Genomic DNA, 12,861 nt, shown 5'->3' with positions numbered 1-12,861 from the left:
TACCAGCACCAGAGACAGGACAGACATGCGAAAGACGCCCGACCTCTCCACGCGCCAGTTGCGCGCCTTTCTCGCGCTGGCCGAGCACCGCAACTTCACGCGCGCGGCGCAGGGCAGCCATCTCTCGCAGCCCGCCTTCAGCGCGCTGATCCGCACTCTCGAAGACGCCGTCGGCACGCGCCTGTTCGATCGCGACACGCGCAGCGTGCAGCTCACGCCCGAAGGCCGGCTGTTCGAAAGCTCGGCGCGCCGGCTGCTCGACGACATGGGCAGCGCCATGGACGACCTTGCCGATCACGTGGAGCGCCGCAAGGGCCGTGTGCGCGTGGCCGCCCTGCCCTCGCTCGCGGCCGGCTGGCTGCCCGCCGTCTTCGCCGAGTTCATGCAGGCGTGGCCCGGCATCCGCGTCGACCTGGACGATGCGCTGTCGGACGCCTGCATCGCGCTCGTGCGCAGCGGCCAGGCCGACTTCGCGCTCGCCGCCTCGGGCGCGGGCGGCACGGCCGACAGCGACCTGCGCGCGAGCAGGCTGTGCACCGACCGCTTCCATCTCGTGTGCCGCGCCGACCACCCGCTCGCGCACGAACCGCGCCTGACGCTGAAGAAGATCGCGCCGCACCCGTTCATCCAGATGACGCGCAACAGCAGCGTGCGCCAGGCGCTCGACGCGGCGCTGCATCCGCAGCGGCTGAACTCGGTGTTCGAGGTGGAACACCTCGCCACGGTGATGGGGCTCATCGAAGCCGGCCTGGGCATCAGCGTGGTGCCCGCGCTCACGCTCTTCCACTTCCAGCGCGAAACGCTGGTGACGCGGCCGCTGCCGCTGCCTTCGCTCACACGCACGCTCTACCTGGTGCAGCGGCGCGAGGGCAGCCTGTCGGTGGCGGCGCAGACGCTGCACGACCTCATCGTGGAGCGGCTCGGGTCGCTGCGGCTGGACTGAAGGCGGGCGAGCGCTGCTCGCCGCCTCAGGAGAAATCGAAAACGGTTCAGGCTGGTTCGGTGCCAGCCTCGGTGCCCGTTCCTGTCGCCTTGTCCGTTGCCTTCCCGGTCGCCGCCACCGCCTCCACTGCGGCTTCCACCACCGACTCCACCGCGGCCTCCGCCTGCGCCTTCATCGCGGCGAGCGCGGTCGGGTTCGGCGTGGGCTCGCCGATCTTGCGCATCGTGTTGCGGTCGGTGTGGCTGAAGGGCTCGGGCTTGCCGAGCACCTCGAGCACCGTTTCGAGCTCGTACGACCAGCTGCCGTCGTCGTGCACCGTCACCTCGATGCCGTAGCGCAGCGTCTTGAACGCATGCTGCAGAAAGGGGTTGTCCACGATGCCGTTGTTCTCGCTGCCGCGCACGGCTTCGAGCCTGAAGCTGCGGTCGTCGGCCTTCGCACGGCCGGTGGCCATGGCGGTGAGGCCACGCGGAATGGTGAGCGTCTGGATCAGCGCGCCGGTGGAGGGCTCCCAGAGCCAGTAGCCGACCTGGTCATGGAAGGTCTCCACGTCGTCGGGCTTGACGATGCGCAGGTGGTAGCGCAGGCCGTAGAAGATCTGCGGGCCGTTGGTCTGCGCATCGATGGGTTGGAACTCCGCGTGCTCGATGTAGGCCTCGGCCTCGGGGCCGTCCTCCTTCGGGCTCACGTCGTGGCCGGCCGAGCCGGTCCAGATGCCGGCCAGCGCGGTGAGCGGGCCCAGGTTGGCGAGCGTGTTCGGATCGGGTTCCGGCTCTGTGTAAATGTCGCGCGGGAATTGCGTCGCGGCTTGCTGCTGTTCCATGTTCTTCTCTCCTCGAAGGGGCTTGCTGTATGGGGCAGGAGTGTCGCTCATCAACCTTCGGCTTCCCTGACTCGCCTGCCGCTCACTGGTCGAGCCGGATGCCGACCTTCGCGATGATCGCGCCCCACTTGCGCCCCTCGGCATCGATGAAGGCCCTGAACTCCTCGGGCGAACCGCCGCCCGCCACCAGCCCCTGGTTGGCCAGAAGTTCGCGCACCGCGGGCTCCTGCAGCACGGCATTGACGTCGGCGTTGATGCGCTGCACCACTTCGGGCGGCGTGCCGGCAGCGGTGAAAAGGCCGTTCCAGGCCAGCGATTCGAATCCGGGGTAGCCCGACTCGGCCACGGTCGGCAGGTCTTTCATGAGCTCGGAGCGCTTCGCGCTCGTGATGGCGATGAGCTTCACGCGCTGCCCCTGGATCAGCGGCAGCAGCGCGGGCGCCACCGTGAACAGCGCCTGCGTGTCGCCGGCCGCGAGCGAGAGACCGGCCGGCGGCGAGCCAGAGTACGGCACGTGCACCGCCTCGATGTGCGTCGCGCTGCGAAACAGCTCCATGGTGAGGTGCGACGAACTGCCCGCGCCCACCGACGCGTAGCTGAATCTGTTGCCGCGCTTCTTCGCCCATTCGACGAACTCGGGCAGCGTGTTCGCGGGGTTGTCGGCCTGCACCGCGAGCACATTGGGCTGCGAGGTGGTGAGCACGATCGGGATGAGATCGCGCGCCGGCGCATAGGGCATGCGGGCGTACATGTAGGGTCCGAAGGCGATCGGCCCGTTGAAGCCGATGCCCAGCGTGTAGCCGTCGTGCGGCGCCTTGGCCACGGTGTCCATGCCGATCAGGCCGCCGGCGCCGGCCTTGGTCTCGATCACCACGGGCTGCTTCCACGTCACGCGCAGGCGGTCGGCGAGCGTGCGGGCGATCAGGTCGAGCGAGCTGCCGGCCGGCGCGGGCACGATCACGCGCACCGGCTTCGAGGGCCATGCCTGTTGCTGCTGCGCCCATGCGCCCGCCGAGAGAGCGGCGGCGAACAGAAAGACGGCAAGAAACGGGAGCGGGTTCTTCATCTTCACTTTCTCGCCTCCTCCCGCGCGGCATCGATCTGCGCATGATTGGCCTCGGCCCATCGGTCGACCGCGATCAGCGTCCTGCTCAGCGACAGGCCCAGAGGGCTCAGCCTGTAATCGACGTGCGGCGGCACGGTCTGGTGGTCCTCGCGCAGCACCAGCCCGTTGAGCTCCAGGTCGCGCAGGGTCTGCGTGAGCATCTTCTGAGAGATGCCGCCCACCTTGCGCAGCAGTTCGTTGTTGCGCTGCGGCTTGCCGCGCAGCAGCGGAATCAGCAGCAGTGCCCACTTGTTGGCGATGAGTTCCAGGACGCGGCGCGAGGGGCAGTCCGCGCTCCACACGTCGGCGGAGGCTGCTTCGGCTTCTGCCTCCGCCTCTGCCACATCCAGGTTCTTCTTCGACGGCATCTTTGAATTTCCCATGGTTACCAGAAGGTGCGTACTTGTAGCTCGGTGCCCGGGCCGGAATTATCCAGTTCCTCTTTTCAGCAACCAACGACAACGAAGGAGTTTTTTCATGGGTTGGATATTTCTGCTGGCAGCGGGCCTGGTCGAGATCGCGATGGCCGCCGCGCTCAAGCAATCGGAAGACTGGTCGCGGCTCGTGCCCTCGGTGGTCGGCGTGCTGACCGCGTTGCTCAGCATCTACCTGCTGGCACGGGCGCTGCGCTACCTGCCGCTGGGGCCGGCCTACGCGATCTGGACCGGCATCGGCTCGGTGGGCGTCGTGCTCATGGGCGTGCTCTTCTTCGGCGAAGCGCTCTCCGCCGCGCGGCTTGCATGCATCTCAATGGTGATCGGCGGCACCGTGGGCCTGCGCCTGGTCAATGGGTGATGCGGAAAGGAAACACAATCGTGACCACACGCATCCTGCACATCGAGGCATCACCTTCCGGCGAGAGATCGCGCTCCGCGGATACGGCGCGTTACTTCCTTCAGCAACATCGGGCGCTGCATCCCGAGGTGGAAGTCGAGACGTTGCGCCTCTGGGACCTGGACCTGCCCGCCTTCGACGCCACGATGATCGAAGCCAAGTTCGCGGTGCTGCGCTCCACCGGTGCCACCCAGGACCAGAGGCGCCGCTGGCAGAGCGCCGTGCAGTTCGCGCGCGCCTTCAATGCCGCGGACAAATACGTCTTCAGCCTTCCGATGTGGAACTTCGGCATTCCTTACATACTGAAGCACTACATCGATATCGTTACCTTGCCCGGCGAGAACTGGCTTTGGACGCCCCAGGAAGGCTATAGCGGACTGCTGCGCGGCAAGCGTGCAGCCCTCGTCTATTCGAGTGCGGGCGACTATCCGGTAGGCATGCCGTCGCACGATAAGGATTTCCAGAAACCGTATATGCGCGCCTGGCTCGGCTTCCTCGGAATCCACGACGTTGCCGAGATAGCGGCGGCACCGACGCTCGCATCGCCGCAGGCTGTCGCGGCCTCGCTGGCCCGGGCACGAAATGAAGCCGAAAGGCTTGCAGAGCGCTTCTGACAGGCATTCGGTCTTTAACCACGTCGGGAATGGGCTGATTTTCGGGGGACTTCAAATCGACATCCGGTCGCGGCAATATGCGCATCCCCCGATTCTTGTGTCACCCGATCTGACCTGAGGACTAAGGAGCTTTCCATGTTCGCTACAGCAGAGCGCACCATCAAGACCCCCGGCCCCGACCATCCCATCACCATCACACCGAACCCGCTGCGCGTGGTGGTGTCGGTCGATGGCTGCATCGTCGCCGATACCCGCGAGGCGCTGACAGTGCGTGAAGCCCATTTCGGCACCGTGCATTACTTCCCTCGCAAGGACGTGAAGATGTCGCTGCTGGAACGCACCTCTCACGCAACCTACTGCCCGTACAAGGGCGAGTGCAACTACTACAGCATCCCGGCCGGCGGCGAGCGCTCGGTGAATGCGGTGTGGACCTACGAGTCGCCGTACGACTCGGTCTCGCAGCTCAAGGACTACGTGGCGTTCTATCCCGATCGCGTCGGGCCGATCGAAGAGCGCGTCTACTGACCATTGCACGCGAGCACGCATCTTTCAGCAAAGCAAACAAAAAGCCGGGCCCCGCTTTCGCAGGGCCCGGCTTTTTCTTTTGCGCTTCTTCCAGCGCCGGCGCCTATTACAGCGGCAGTGCGTCACCGCGGGCCGCCGCACGGGCAGCGGCACGCACGGTGGAGCGATCGAGGCCGCTGGCCAATACCGGCGCGACGCGCGAGGTCACGCCTTCGGCATACGGGTTCTCGCTGTGGGCAGCGGCCACTGCTTCGGCACGGACGGCGGCGCGGCTGGTGGTCGATGCGATCAGTTGCACGGGGCCTTGGTTGGCGCCGTCTGCATACGGGTTGCCGCTGCGCGCGGCGACCACAGCCTGGCTGGCAACGTCGGCACGGCTGGCGGCCGAGGTCAGCTGATGCACGCCGTCATAGCTTTCGGCATGGGCGGCACCGGCGGCGGCCAGCAGGGCGAGGGAGATGGCGGAGAGGAGCTTCGAGGCGGTCATTTGGATTTCCTTCAATTCAGTTCTTTGCATACGGGATGGTTTCGAACCGGTCTTGGGTGGGGCGCCGTCCCTCTCGGGGGCAGCCACCTCGCTCGGGGCCTGTTCATCCAGACTGGCTTGCTTGTTTGTCGTGGGCTGGTCTGTGAGATGAATTGTGAGCCTGCAGATAGGTAAAAACCCGAAGCAAAAAGAACCGCGGTGTTCATGCGGTGGAAACAATCGCCGCACCCGAAGGCGCGTTTCATCAGCCCCAGGTCAATGGGTCCAGGCGCAGATAGAAGTCGAGGCGCGCGTCGTCGGGCTCGCCGATCTCCAGGGTGTCGAACAGGCTCCTGCGCGCGGCAAGTTCGTCGTCGGGTCCGCGCCAGCTGTCGCGAGCGTTCGCAAGAAAGAGCGAGAGATCCACATACCGGTCGGCGGTGCCGAGCCGGCCGAGGTCGATGAGCCCCGTGCAGCGCAGCGTCCGCGGATCGACCATGAAGTTCGGCATGCATGCATCGCCGTGGCACACGACACGATCGCGCGCCTCCTGCGCAAGGCGCTGCGGCATCTGCATGCGCACGACTTCCAGAAGTTGCGGCGGCGGAATGTCCTGCTGGTCCGGATCCAGGAACTCCTTGTTGACCGCATTGCGCCCGACCACGTCGACAGCGCGATCGAACATCGCCGAGAGGGGGCGCGCGAAGGGGCAATCCGCTACGGGAACTTCGTGCAGCAGCCTGAGCCGCCGCGCCATGGAGGGCCACGCCCGCAGCAGCTTGTCGGCCGGCAGCTCGCTGGCCGGTATGCCCGGCACCGCGCTCATGACGAGGCAAGCGCCCTCGTGCGACGCATGCCAGTCGAGCACTTTCGCGGACCCGAGATCGAAAGGCGCGAGCCACTCGGTGCGAAGCCGCTCCCCGGCCAGCGACTCCACACCGCCGACGGAGACCTTGGCGAACACCGAGGCATCGCTGCGGCGATAGACGCTGTCGCCCGACTCTCCATGATTCACGCAGAGCCACTCCATGCCGACTGGCAATGCGGGAAGAAGGAGACGGGGATCAGGAAGGGCCGATGTGGGCAGACTCATGCGAAGGAGCCTATCCAGTTCCGCCGGCCACGCGCCCAATTCCCCTATCCCGCCAACTACTGGCCGGCTTGCGCCACGTTCACCACACCCTTCATGCCCGCGTCGTAGTGCCCCGGCTGCAGGCAGCCGAAATCGACCTTCCCTGCCTTCGTGAACTGCCAGACGACTTCGCCCGTCTTGCCCGGCGCCAGCGTCACCATGTTCGGCTCGGCGTGCTCCATCTCGGGGTTCTTCATCATCGCGGCGTAGTGCGACTTCAGTTCCTGCGCGGTGCCGAGCACCAGCTCGTGCTTCAGCTTGCCCGAGTTCTTCACGACGAAGCGCACGGTCTCGCCTTTCTTGACCGTGATGTCGGCGGGCGTGAAGCGCATGCTGTCCGTCATGTCGACCTCTACCGTGCGGGTCGCCTTGGCGGCCACGCCGGGTTTGCCGATGGCGTCGCTGTGCGAGCCCGAGGCCGACGCGCCGGTGGCAGACAAAGCCAGCAGCGTTGCGAAGACGGAGGTGGCGAGGAATGCGTGTTTCATGATTCGATGCTCCTTGAAGTGGCGATGGACGCAATGGACGATTGGCGAATGAATAAGAAAGAAGTCAGACCAACGCATCGGATTCTGGAAAGCCCATCCGGCCAGCGCCTTTCGCGCGGATTACAAGGGCGTAATCCGCGCACCCGCCCGTAAGATGGCGCCCGCCCCCCTCCCGGGGCCATCCTGGAGCGAAGAAGAAAAAGATGTCCCACCCCGTCTACCTTTCCAGCTCGAAGCAGCCACGCATGCCCGAAGGCAGCCGCAACGAGTGGCGCAGCTTCTTCGGCCACGGCGGGGAACTGGAGGCCAACGCCTTCTTCCCGCTGTTCTGGCGGGCGCTCTTCAGCGAAGGCGACATCCGCCACGCACGCTTCGTCGAGACCTACGACATCGATGACGAAGACAGCGCCATCGAACGCGAGGAGTGCCAGCAGGACTACGGCCCCGAAGCCGCCTATCCCTACCTCGTCACCGACAAGGCCACGGCGCTGTCGCGGCTCGCTGCGCGGCGCGAAGCCATCGTCGCGGCCATCGGCGAGCGCTACAGGCCTCTCTACGAAGGCTTCGAGACCTGGACCGCGCAAGGCTTCGCGGACCACATCCTGCTGCGGACCGAAGGCCTGCCCGATGCCGCCGATGCCGAGCCGTGGCTTCGCTCCGAATTGGCCCTCGTCGACAAGCTGAACGACACCGGCGCACTCGCCGGGCTCGTGTCCGATCTCTCGCGCCATGACACCGACCCGGTCTGGCAGCTCGCGGGCATCGGCGCCTCGCCGGGCGGCCCCTGGCCCACGCCGGCGGTGAGAGCCATCTTTCCCGACCCGAGGCAGCGAGCGCCTCGCAAACAAGGAAGCGCCCGGCACGCGGAGGAACGCAAGAGCAAACCCAGGAGCTGGATCGACCCGGTGCTCGAATGGCTGGCTGTCGCGCTGTCATCGGGCGCGGCGCTGGGAACCTATGCGTTCACGCGCTCTATCTGGCTGACGCTGCTTGTCTTTCTTTGCGCGGCCATCGCACTGGGCTTCGGAGTCACCAGACTGCGCGGGCCGAGGTCCTGATGAAGCCCGGGGAAACTATCGGAGCCGGCCACGGTCCCAGCCCGCACAAGGAGTCCATTCGCACCATGCGCACATTCGCCGCAAGCGCCCTCTTCTGTCTTGTCGCCCTCATGCAGGCCAACGGCGCATCGGCCCAGTCGCTGAGCTGCGGCGGCACGCTTTCCGGCGTGGGCGACTCCAAGTTCTCGGTGGTGCAGAAATGCGGCGAGCCGATGTCGAAGGAATTCGTCTGCGTGCCGCGCCCGCAGGTGGCGTGGGTGCTCTCGCCCTACCCGGGCGGCCCGGCGCAGCAGGTGGTGACGCAGCAGTGCGTGCCGATGGAAGACTGGGTGTACCACCGGGGCCAGGGCAACTTCCTCGGCATCGTCCGGTTCTACAACGGCGCTGTCGAATCGGTGCGCGACGGCGAGAAGATGCGATAGCCGGCAGCCGCAAGACCACGATGAACATCACGATCAGGAACGAAGCGGCGTCCGACGCGCCAGCCATCGAGGCAGTGACGGCCGCGGCATTTCTCGATGCCGGGCATTCGAGCCGCACCGAACAATTCATCGTCAATGCGTTGCGCAGTGCCGGCCAGCTTTCCGTCTCGCTCGTTGCCGAGAATGCCGGCGGGCAAGTCGTCGGCCATGTCGCCATCTCGCCGGTACGAATCTCGGACGACTCGGCCGGCTGGTACGGGCTCGGGCCGGTTTCGGTTGCGCCCGAACATCAAGGGCAAGGCATCGGCGCGCAGCTCGTGAACAAGGCGCTGGCTGCATTGCGCGATTTGGGCGCGGCCGGCTGCGTGGTACTGGGCGAGCCGGCCTATTACGGCCGCTTCGGCTTCGCGGCAACGCCCGCGCTGGTCTACCCCGGCGTACCGCCGCAGTATTTCCAGGCGCTGCTCCTGAACGGCACGATGCCATCGGGCACAGTCGCGTATCACGCGGCCTTCGAAGCGACCGCCTGATCAGGGCGGCAGCACCAGCGGGCCGCAGTTCTCCTCGGTCACGAACACCGACACCAGCCTGGCGTGCTTCACCGGATCGGGGTTCTCCGCGAACAGGTGCAGCGTGCCGGGCGGCTCGAAGAAGGTCTCGCCGGGCTTGTAGTCGCCCGCCGGTCCACCGGCCAGCTGCGAGCGCACCATGCCTTCGAGAATGATCGCCGTCACCGAGCCGGGATGCCGATGCGCCGGCGAGTAAGCCATGGGCGGAAAGTCGACGATCGCAGTGGTCACCGACTTGCCGGGCACATGGGGCAGCGCCTCGCAGGAGATCACCTTCACCGAGGTGCGCGGCCGCGCGGCGGCGGCGGAGCCTTCGGGCGCGGGCGCCGACGAGAACATCGGGCGGCTCACGGTGCTGCAGATGTCGTCGATGAGCCGCGCCGTCGACTGCCTGTTCGCATGCGGCAGCAAGGCCCAGCCCGCCGCCACGAACGCCAGCGCGGCAAAGCCGATGCCCGCGCGGCGCTGCATCAACAGCGGCAGCGCATTCACGGCGTGGCTCCCGACCGCGCCTCGGCCCGCCAGCCCAGCGCCTGCTTCGCCTTCTCGCTGCTGACTTCGTTGCCGTCTTCCGCGATGTTGAAGATGCCGCCCATGGAGCGCTGCAGCGCCAGCAAGGCGGCTCGCGCGGCGGCTTCCACATGCAGCGGGCTCGGGCCCTTGGATGTCTCGGTCGAAGTGTTCGGCCCGTACAGCAGGCCGTAGCGCAGCACCGTGGCGGTCATGCCATGTGCGCCCATCACGCTCTGCTCCAGGGCGGCCACGCCGCCCACGCTGACGCGGCGCGCGCCTTCGGCCCCGATGTCCAGCGGCTGCGCTTCGGTGAAGGGCTTCGGCCCCGGCGCGTAGGCCCAGGCGATGCTCTGCGCCACCAGCCGCTTCGCGCCCGCCGCCTGCGCCGCGGCCACGAGGTTGCGCGTGCCCTCGGTGCGCACTCGCGCATTGAGCACGGCGGCATCGGCCATGCGGGCCGGGTCCAGGTCCTTGGGCAGGTCGGTGAGCTGGTGGATCACGCCCCAGGGCGCGATGCGCACCAGCGCCTCGCGCAGGGCCGCCGCGTCGAACACGTCGACGACGACCGGGTGCACGCCCATCGCCTCCAATGCACCCACCCGGTTCGCGCGCCGGGTGCTGCCGTGAACGGTGTAGCCCGCCTCGATCAGCATCGGCACCAGCGCGACGCCCACCGCGCCGGTCGCTCCCGCCAGAAATACCTTCTCGCTCATTGCATTCTTCCTTCCAGGCTGTCCATGAGGACGAGCTTAGGTCTACGATGCCCCATCCAAAAGAGCCAAGATTCGCCAAAATGACCAGGCCATGATGACCCAGCCCCAAGCACCGAAGGACGTACCGGGAATCGACCGGGCCAGGAAGACGCCGCTGTTCCGGCAGATCTACGAGCGCTACCGCAGCGCCATCGAGCAAGGCACGCTGCGCCCCGGCGACCGCGTCGCCTCGGCGCGCAGCCTCGCGGCCGAGCTCGGCGTGGCGCGCGGCACTATCGAGGCCGCCTACAACCAGCTGACCGGCGAAGGCTATTTCTCTTCTCGCGGACAGGCGGGCACGGTGGTGTCGCCATCGCTGCCGCAGCATCGGCCGGCAAGGCGGGAGCCGCCCCGCCGCATCGACAAGCCGGCGCCCGATGCGCTCAAGCACCCGGGCGAGCCGCCGCTCATGCAGCTGGGCATCCCGGCGCTCGATGCGTTTCCGCGCAAGCTGTGGTCGCGCCTCGCCGCCCGCCGCGCGCGGGCCATGAACGCGGCCGACATGTTCTACGGCGACCCCGGCGGCTACCCGCCGCTGCGCGAAGCCATCGCGGCCTACCTGCAGGTGTCGCGCGGCGTCTCGTGCTATGCCTCGCAGGTGCTGGTGACGGGCGGCTACCGCGCCTCGCTCGCGCTCGTCGCGCGCACGCTGCTGAAGAAGGACGAGCGCGTGTGGATCGAGGACCCCGGTTTTCCGCCGACGCAGGAGGTGTTGCGCGCTGCCGGCCACCGCACGGTGCCGGTGCCCGTGGACGAAGACGGCCTCGTCGTCGCGCGCGGCCTGCGCAAGGCGCCCGAAGCCCGGATGGCTGTCGTGACGCCTTCACACCAGGCACCGCTGGGCGTGTCGATGACGCTCGCGCGGCGGCTCCAGCTGCTCGACTGGGCCTCGAAGGCGAACGCCTGGATCGTCGAGGACGACTACGACGGCGAGTACCGCTACGCCGGCGCACCGCTGCCCGCGCTCAAGAGCCTGGATGGCCACGACCGCGTGCTGTACGCCGGCAGCTTCTCGAAGGTGCTCTTCCCCGGGCTGGCGCTGGGCTACCTCGTCGTTCCCGAATCGCTGTGCCCGCGCTTCGAGGAAGCGGCGCGCACATGGTCGAACGGCAGCCCGCAGAGCACGCAGGCAGTGGTGGCCGACTTCATGCGCGAGGGCCACTTCCCGCGCCACCTGAAGAAGATGCGCCTGCTCTATGCGCGCCGCCGCGCGATGCTCGTTGCCGCGCTGCAGAAGGCTTTCGGCGATGCAGTGCACCTCGACCTGCGCAGCGGCGGCATGCACCTCATCGCGCGCTTCGACGGGCGCGAGGAAGACGACGTCGCGCTGGCCCGCCGCGCGCAGCAGGCGGGGCTCAACTGCCAGCCGCTGTCGGCACGCGGCGTCTCGGGGCCCGGCGCGCAGGGGCTGCTGATGGGCTTCACCAACATCGCGACCGCCGCCGAGGCCAACCGGCTCGCTGCCAGGCTGCGCGCGGCGCTGGGCTGAATGGCCGGCGTCAGGCGTCGTCGTCGCCAGCCGCGGCGCTTCGGTCCTTGATGCGCGTGACCTGCGACAGCACAGCGTCTTCCGCCGTCATGTCCGGCCGCTGCCCCTTGTAGACCGGCTGCTCGAACTTGCCGCCGGCATAGCGGTAGAGATAGCGCACCTCCACCAGCGTGCCCACGGCCGGCAGCGCCTCGTTGGGCGGCACCGTCACGTTGCCCAGGTCGATCATTTCGCCGCCATCGTCGCGCAGTCCCACGGCCACCGAGCGCTGGGCGTTCACACGGATCACTTCGCAGGTCGCGCTCTGGTTGAACTTGAACTTCAGGCTGCTCGTGCTGCGGCCTGCGGCGAAGGGTGCGTCGAGCGACTTGAGCACATAGCCTTCGCCGTGCGCGGCCAGCAGCTCGGCAGCACGGCGGCGCTTGCCCTCGGCCGTGAGCTCGAGTTCGAGCAGGCTGATCCACGGCATCGACGGCGCGACCGTGCGCAGATGGCCGAATCGCTCGATGAAGGGCACGCCGCGCAGGTCCTCGCCGTGCAACTCCAGGAGGTCGAAGGCCATGAAGGCATCGCCCACGTGCTCGCCCGCGATCACGGTGCGCCCAGGCTGTGCTGCGGCCGCTGCGAGCCAGGCCTGCGGAATGTCGACGAACAGTCCGCGCCGGTTGGTGCCGCGCACAGTCTCGCCCTCGATCAGCAGGATGCGGTTTTCTCCATCGGCCTTTTCCTGCAGGCCCCAGCCCGGGTCGTCGAAATAGCGCGCGGCCTGCTCCTCGAGGATCAGCGTGGGCAGCTGCGGCAGCTCCCCGCTCACGCGGCCAGCAAGGTCGGTGGAGGTGTAGAGCGCGCCGGACTGGTCGGTCGTGTAGCCCTTGGAAGTCTTCTCCTTGACGACCTTGTCGTAGATCTTCAGCGCGGCCTCGTAGGCGACCGGGCTGCTGGTCTTGGTGCCGGTGGATAGCGTGCCGCCGCGCCGGCCGTTGCCGTAGTCGACCACCCATCCGTCGTCCTTGGGACGCAGGTGCACCTGGTAGACCTTGTCCGAGCCTGCGCCCGTGAAGTAGAGAAAGCTCGACTGCGGAGTCTGCGCGGTGTTCGACATCTGGAGAATCGCTGCGTGGTTGCCGG

The 12,861-nt window shown here is 67.5% G+C and carries 17 protein-coding genes; 8 read left to right on the top strand and 9 right to left on the bottom strand.

What is annotated here, in order from left to right:
• The first annotated feature begins 25 nt into the window (after window positions 1–25).
• Window positions 26–943: a LysR family transcriptional regulator gene (locus ABL838_RS12535; protein WP_369658516.1), complete on the top strand. Its 918-nt coding sequence runs from the start codon at window positions 26–28 to the stop codon at window positions 941–943.
• Window positions 944–989: 46 nt separating this feature from the next.
• Here the strand turns inward: ABL838_RS12535 and ABL838_RS12530 are convergent, their stop codons facing one another.
• The 3 genes from ABL838_RS12530 to ABL838_RS12520 form a co-directional block, all read right to left on the bottom strand.
• Window positions 990–1,766, bottom strand: coding sequence for an FABP family protein (locus ABL838_RS12530; protein WP_418125518.1), 777 nt, complete (start codon window positions 1,764–1,766; stop codon window positions 990–992).
• An 82-nt stretch (window positions 1,767–1,848) separates the two neighbouring features.
• A complete protein-coding gene (locus tag ABL838_RS12525; protein ID WP_418125517.1) occupies window positions 1,849–2,832 on the bottom strand; it encodes a Bug family tripartite tricarboxylate transporter substrate binding protein in 984 nt (327 codons plus the stop codon).
• 2 nt (window positions 2,833–2,834) lie between these two features.
• Window positions 2,835–3,239 carry a winged helix-turn-helix transcriptional regulator gene (locus tag ABL838_RS12520; RefSeq protein WP_126020345.1) on the bottom strand — a complete coding sequence of 135 codons (405 nt, stop codon included), beginning with the start codon at window positions 3,237–3,239 and terminating at the stop codon, window positions 2,835–2,837.
• 109 nt (window positions 3,240–3,348) lie between these two features.
• Here ABL838_RS12520 and ABL838_RS12515 point away from each other — a divergent pair, with 109 nt between their 5' ends.
• The 3 genes from ABL838_RS12515 to ABL838_RS12505 all read left to right on the top strand — a co-directional run bounded on the left by ABL838_RS12515 (window position 3,349) and on the right by ABL838_RS12505 (window position 4,844).
• Window positions 3,349–3,666 carry a DMT family transporter gene (locus ABL838_RS12515; RefSeq protein ID WP_126018637.1) on the top strand — a complete coding sequence of 106 codons (318 nt, stop codon included), beginning with the start codon at window positions 3,349–3,351 and terminating at the stop codon, window positions 3,664–3,666.
• Window positions 3,667–3,686: 20 nt separating this feature from the next.
• A complete protein-coding gene (locus ABL838_RS12510) occupies window positions 3,687–4,319 on the top strand; it encodes an FMN-dependent NADH-azoreductase (protein ID WP_418125516.1) in 633 nt (210 codons plus the stop codon).
• A gap of 135 nt (window positions 4,320–4,454) precedes the next feature.
• The gene (locus ABL838_RS12505; RefSeq protein WP_126018631.1) at window positions 4,455–4,844 is read left to right on the top strand and encodes a DUF427 domain-containing protein; all 390 of its coding nucleotides are present in this window, start codon (window positions 4,455–4,457) and stop codon (window positions 4,842–4,844) included.
• A gap of 106 nt (window positions 4,845–4,950) precedes the next feature.
• On the opposite strand, the gene ABL838_RS12500 is transcribed toward ABL838_RS12505, so the two are convergent.
• From ABL838_RS12500 to ABL838_RS12490, 3 genes are all read right to left on the bottom strand, one after another.
• Complete coding sequence (locus tag ABL838_RS12500; protein ID WP_126020343.1) at window positions 4,951–5,331, bottom strand: helicase SNF2; 381 nt, start codon at window positions 5,329–5,331, stop codon at window positions 4,951–4,953.
• A gap of 244 nt (window positions 5,332–5,575) precedes the next feature.
• The gene (locus ABL838_RS12495; RefSeq protein WP_418120099.1) at window positions 5,576–6,340 is read right to left on the bottom strand and encodes a phosphotransferase; all 765 of its coding nucleotides are present in this window, start codon (window positions 6,338–6,340) and stop codon (window positions 5,576–5,578) included.
• Window positions 6,341–6,459: 119 nt separating this feature from the next.
• Entirely contained in the window at window positions 6,460–6,930 is a 471-nt protein-coding gene (locus tag ABL838_RS12490) for a cupredoxin domain-containing protein (protein ID WP_418125515.1), read from the bottom strand.
• Window positions 6,931–7,133: 203 nt separating this feature from the next.
• Between ABL838_RS12490 and ABL838_RS12485 the strand changes: the two genes are divergently transcribed.
• From ABL838_RS12485 to ABL838_RS12475, 3 genes are all read left to right on the top strand, one after another.
• Complete coding sequence (locus tag ABL838_RS12485) at window positions 7,134–7,988, top strand: hypothetical protein (RefSeq protein WP_418125514.1); 855 nt, start codon at window positions 7,134–7,136, stop codon at window positions 7,986–7,988.
• 65 nt (window positions 7,989–8,053) lie between these two features.
• Window positions 8,054–8,410, top strand: coding sequence for a DUF2845 domain-containing protein (locus tag ABL838_RS12480; protein ID WP_418125513.1), 357 nt, complete (start codon window positions 8,054–8,056; stop codon window positions 8,408–8,410).
• Between the two features lie 20 nt (window positions 8,411–8,430).
• A complete protein-coding gene (locus ABL838_RS12475) occupies window positions 8,431–8,940 on the top strand; it encodes a GNAT family N-acetyltransferase (RefSeq protein WP_418125512.1) in 510 nt (169 codons plus the stop codon).
• On the opposite strand, the gene ABL838_RS12470 is transcribed toward ABL838_RS12475, so the two are convergent.
• A complete protein-coding gene (locus ABL838_RS12470; protein WP_418125511.1) occupies window positions 8,941–9,471 on the bottom strand; it encodes a cupin domain-containing protein in 531 nt (176 codons plus the stop codon).
• A complete protein-coding gene (locus ABL838_RS12465) occupies window positions 9,468–10,205 on the bottom strand; it encodes an NAD-dependent epimerase/dehydratase family protein (RefSeq protein WP_418125510.1) in 738 nt (245 codons plus the stop codon). Before ABL838_RS12465 ends, ABL838_RS12470 begins: the two co-directional genes overlap by 4 nt.
• Window positions 10,206–10,296: 91 nt before the next feature.
• On the opposite strand from ABL838_RS12465, the gene ABL838_RS12460 reads away from it, so the two are divergent.
• A complete protein-coding gene (locus tag ABL838_RS12460; RefSeq protein WP_418125509.1) occupies window positions 10,297–11,733 on the top strand; it encodes a PLP-dependent aminotransferase family protein in 1,437 nt (478 codons plus the stop codon).
• A gap of 10 nt (window positions 11,734–11,743) precedes the next feature.
• On the opposite strand, the gene ABL838_RS12455 is transcribed toward ABL838_RS12460, so the two are convergent.
• Entirely contained in the window at window positions 11,744–12,835 is a 1,092-nt protein-coding gene (locus ABL838_RS12455) for an ATP-dependent DNA ligase (protein ID WP_418125508.1), read from the bottom strand.
• Window positions 12,836–12,861 lie beyond the last annotated feature (26 nt).

The organism is Variovorax sp. 160MFSha2.1 (genome assembly GCF_048305075.1).
Lineage (GTDB): Bacteria > Pseudomonadota > Gammaproteobacteria > Burkholderiales > Burkholderiaceae_C > Variovorax > Variovorax guangxiensis.
This window is presented reverse-complemented; position numbering and strand designations above follow the sequence as displayed.

Coding starts and splice junctions, on each gene's coding strand:
- ABL838_RS12485 (WP_418125514.1), top strand. CDS start 7,134: ATGTCCCACCCCGTCTACCTTTCCAGCTCGAAGCAGCCACGCATGCCC.
- ABL838_RS12480 (WP_418125513.1), top strand. CDS start 8,054: ATGCGCACATTCGCCGCAAGCGCCCTCTTCTGTCTTGTCGCCCTCATG.
- ABL838_RS12520 (WP_126020345.1), bottom strand. CDS start 3,239: ATGCCGTCGAAGAAGAACCTGGATGTGGCAGAGGCGGAGGCAGAAGCC.
- ABL838_RS12455 (WP_418125508.1), bottom strand. CDS start 12,835: ATGTCGAACACCGCGCAGACTCCGCAGTCGAGCTTTCTCTACTTCACG.
- ABL838_RS12515 (WP_126018637.1), top strand. CDS start 3,349: ATGGGTTGGATATTTCTGCTGGCAGCGGGCCTGGTCGAGATCGCGATG.
- ABL838_RS12495 (WP_418120099.1), bottom strand. CDS start 6,340: ATGGAGTGGCTCTGCGTGAATCATGGAGAGTCGGGCGACAGCGTCTAT.
- ABL838_RS12500 (WP_126020343.1), bottom strand. CDS start 5,331: ATGACCGCCTCGAAGCTCCTCTCCGCCATCTCCCTCGCCCTGCTGGCC.
- ABL838_RS12465 (WP_418125510.1), bottom strand. CDS start 10,205: ATGAGCGAGAAGGTATTTCTGGCGGGAGCGACCGGCGCGGTGGGCGTC.
- ABL838_RS12490 (WP_418125515.1), bottom strand. CDS start 6,930: ATGAAACACGCATTCCTCGCCACCTCCGTCTTCGCAACGCTGCTGGCT.
- ABL838_RS12530 (WP_418125518.1), bottom strand. CDS start 1,766: ATGGAACAGCAGCAAGCCGCGACGCAATTCCCGCGCGACATTTACACA.
- ABL838_RS12475 (WP_418125512.1), top strand. CDS start 8,431: ATGAACATCACGATCAGGAACGAAGCGGCGTCCGACGCGCCAGCCATC.
- ABL838_RS12535 (WP_369658516.1), top strand. CDS start 26: ATGCGAAAGACGCCCGACCTCTCCACGCGCCAGTTGCGCGCCTTTCTC.
- ABL838_RS12460 (WP_418125509.1), top strand. CDS start 10,297: ATGATGACCCAGCCCCAAGCACCGAAGGACGTACCGGGAATCGACCGG.
- ABL838_RS12505 (WP_126018631.1), top strand. CDS start 4,455: ATGTTCGCTACAGCAGAGCGCACCATCAAGACCCCCGGCCCCGACCAT.
- ABL838_RS12525 (WP_418125517.1), bottom strand. CDS start 2,832: ATGAAGAACCCGCTCCCGTTTCTTGCCGTCTTTCTGTTCGCCGCCGCT.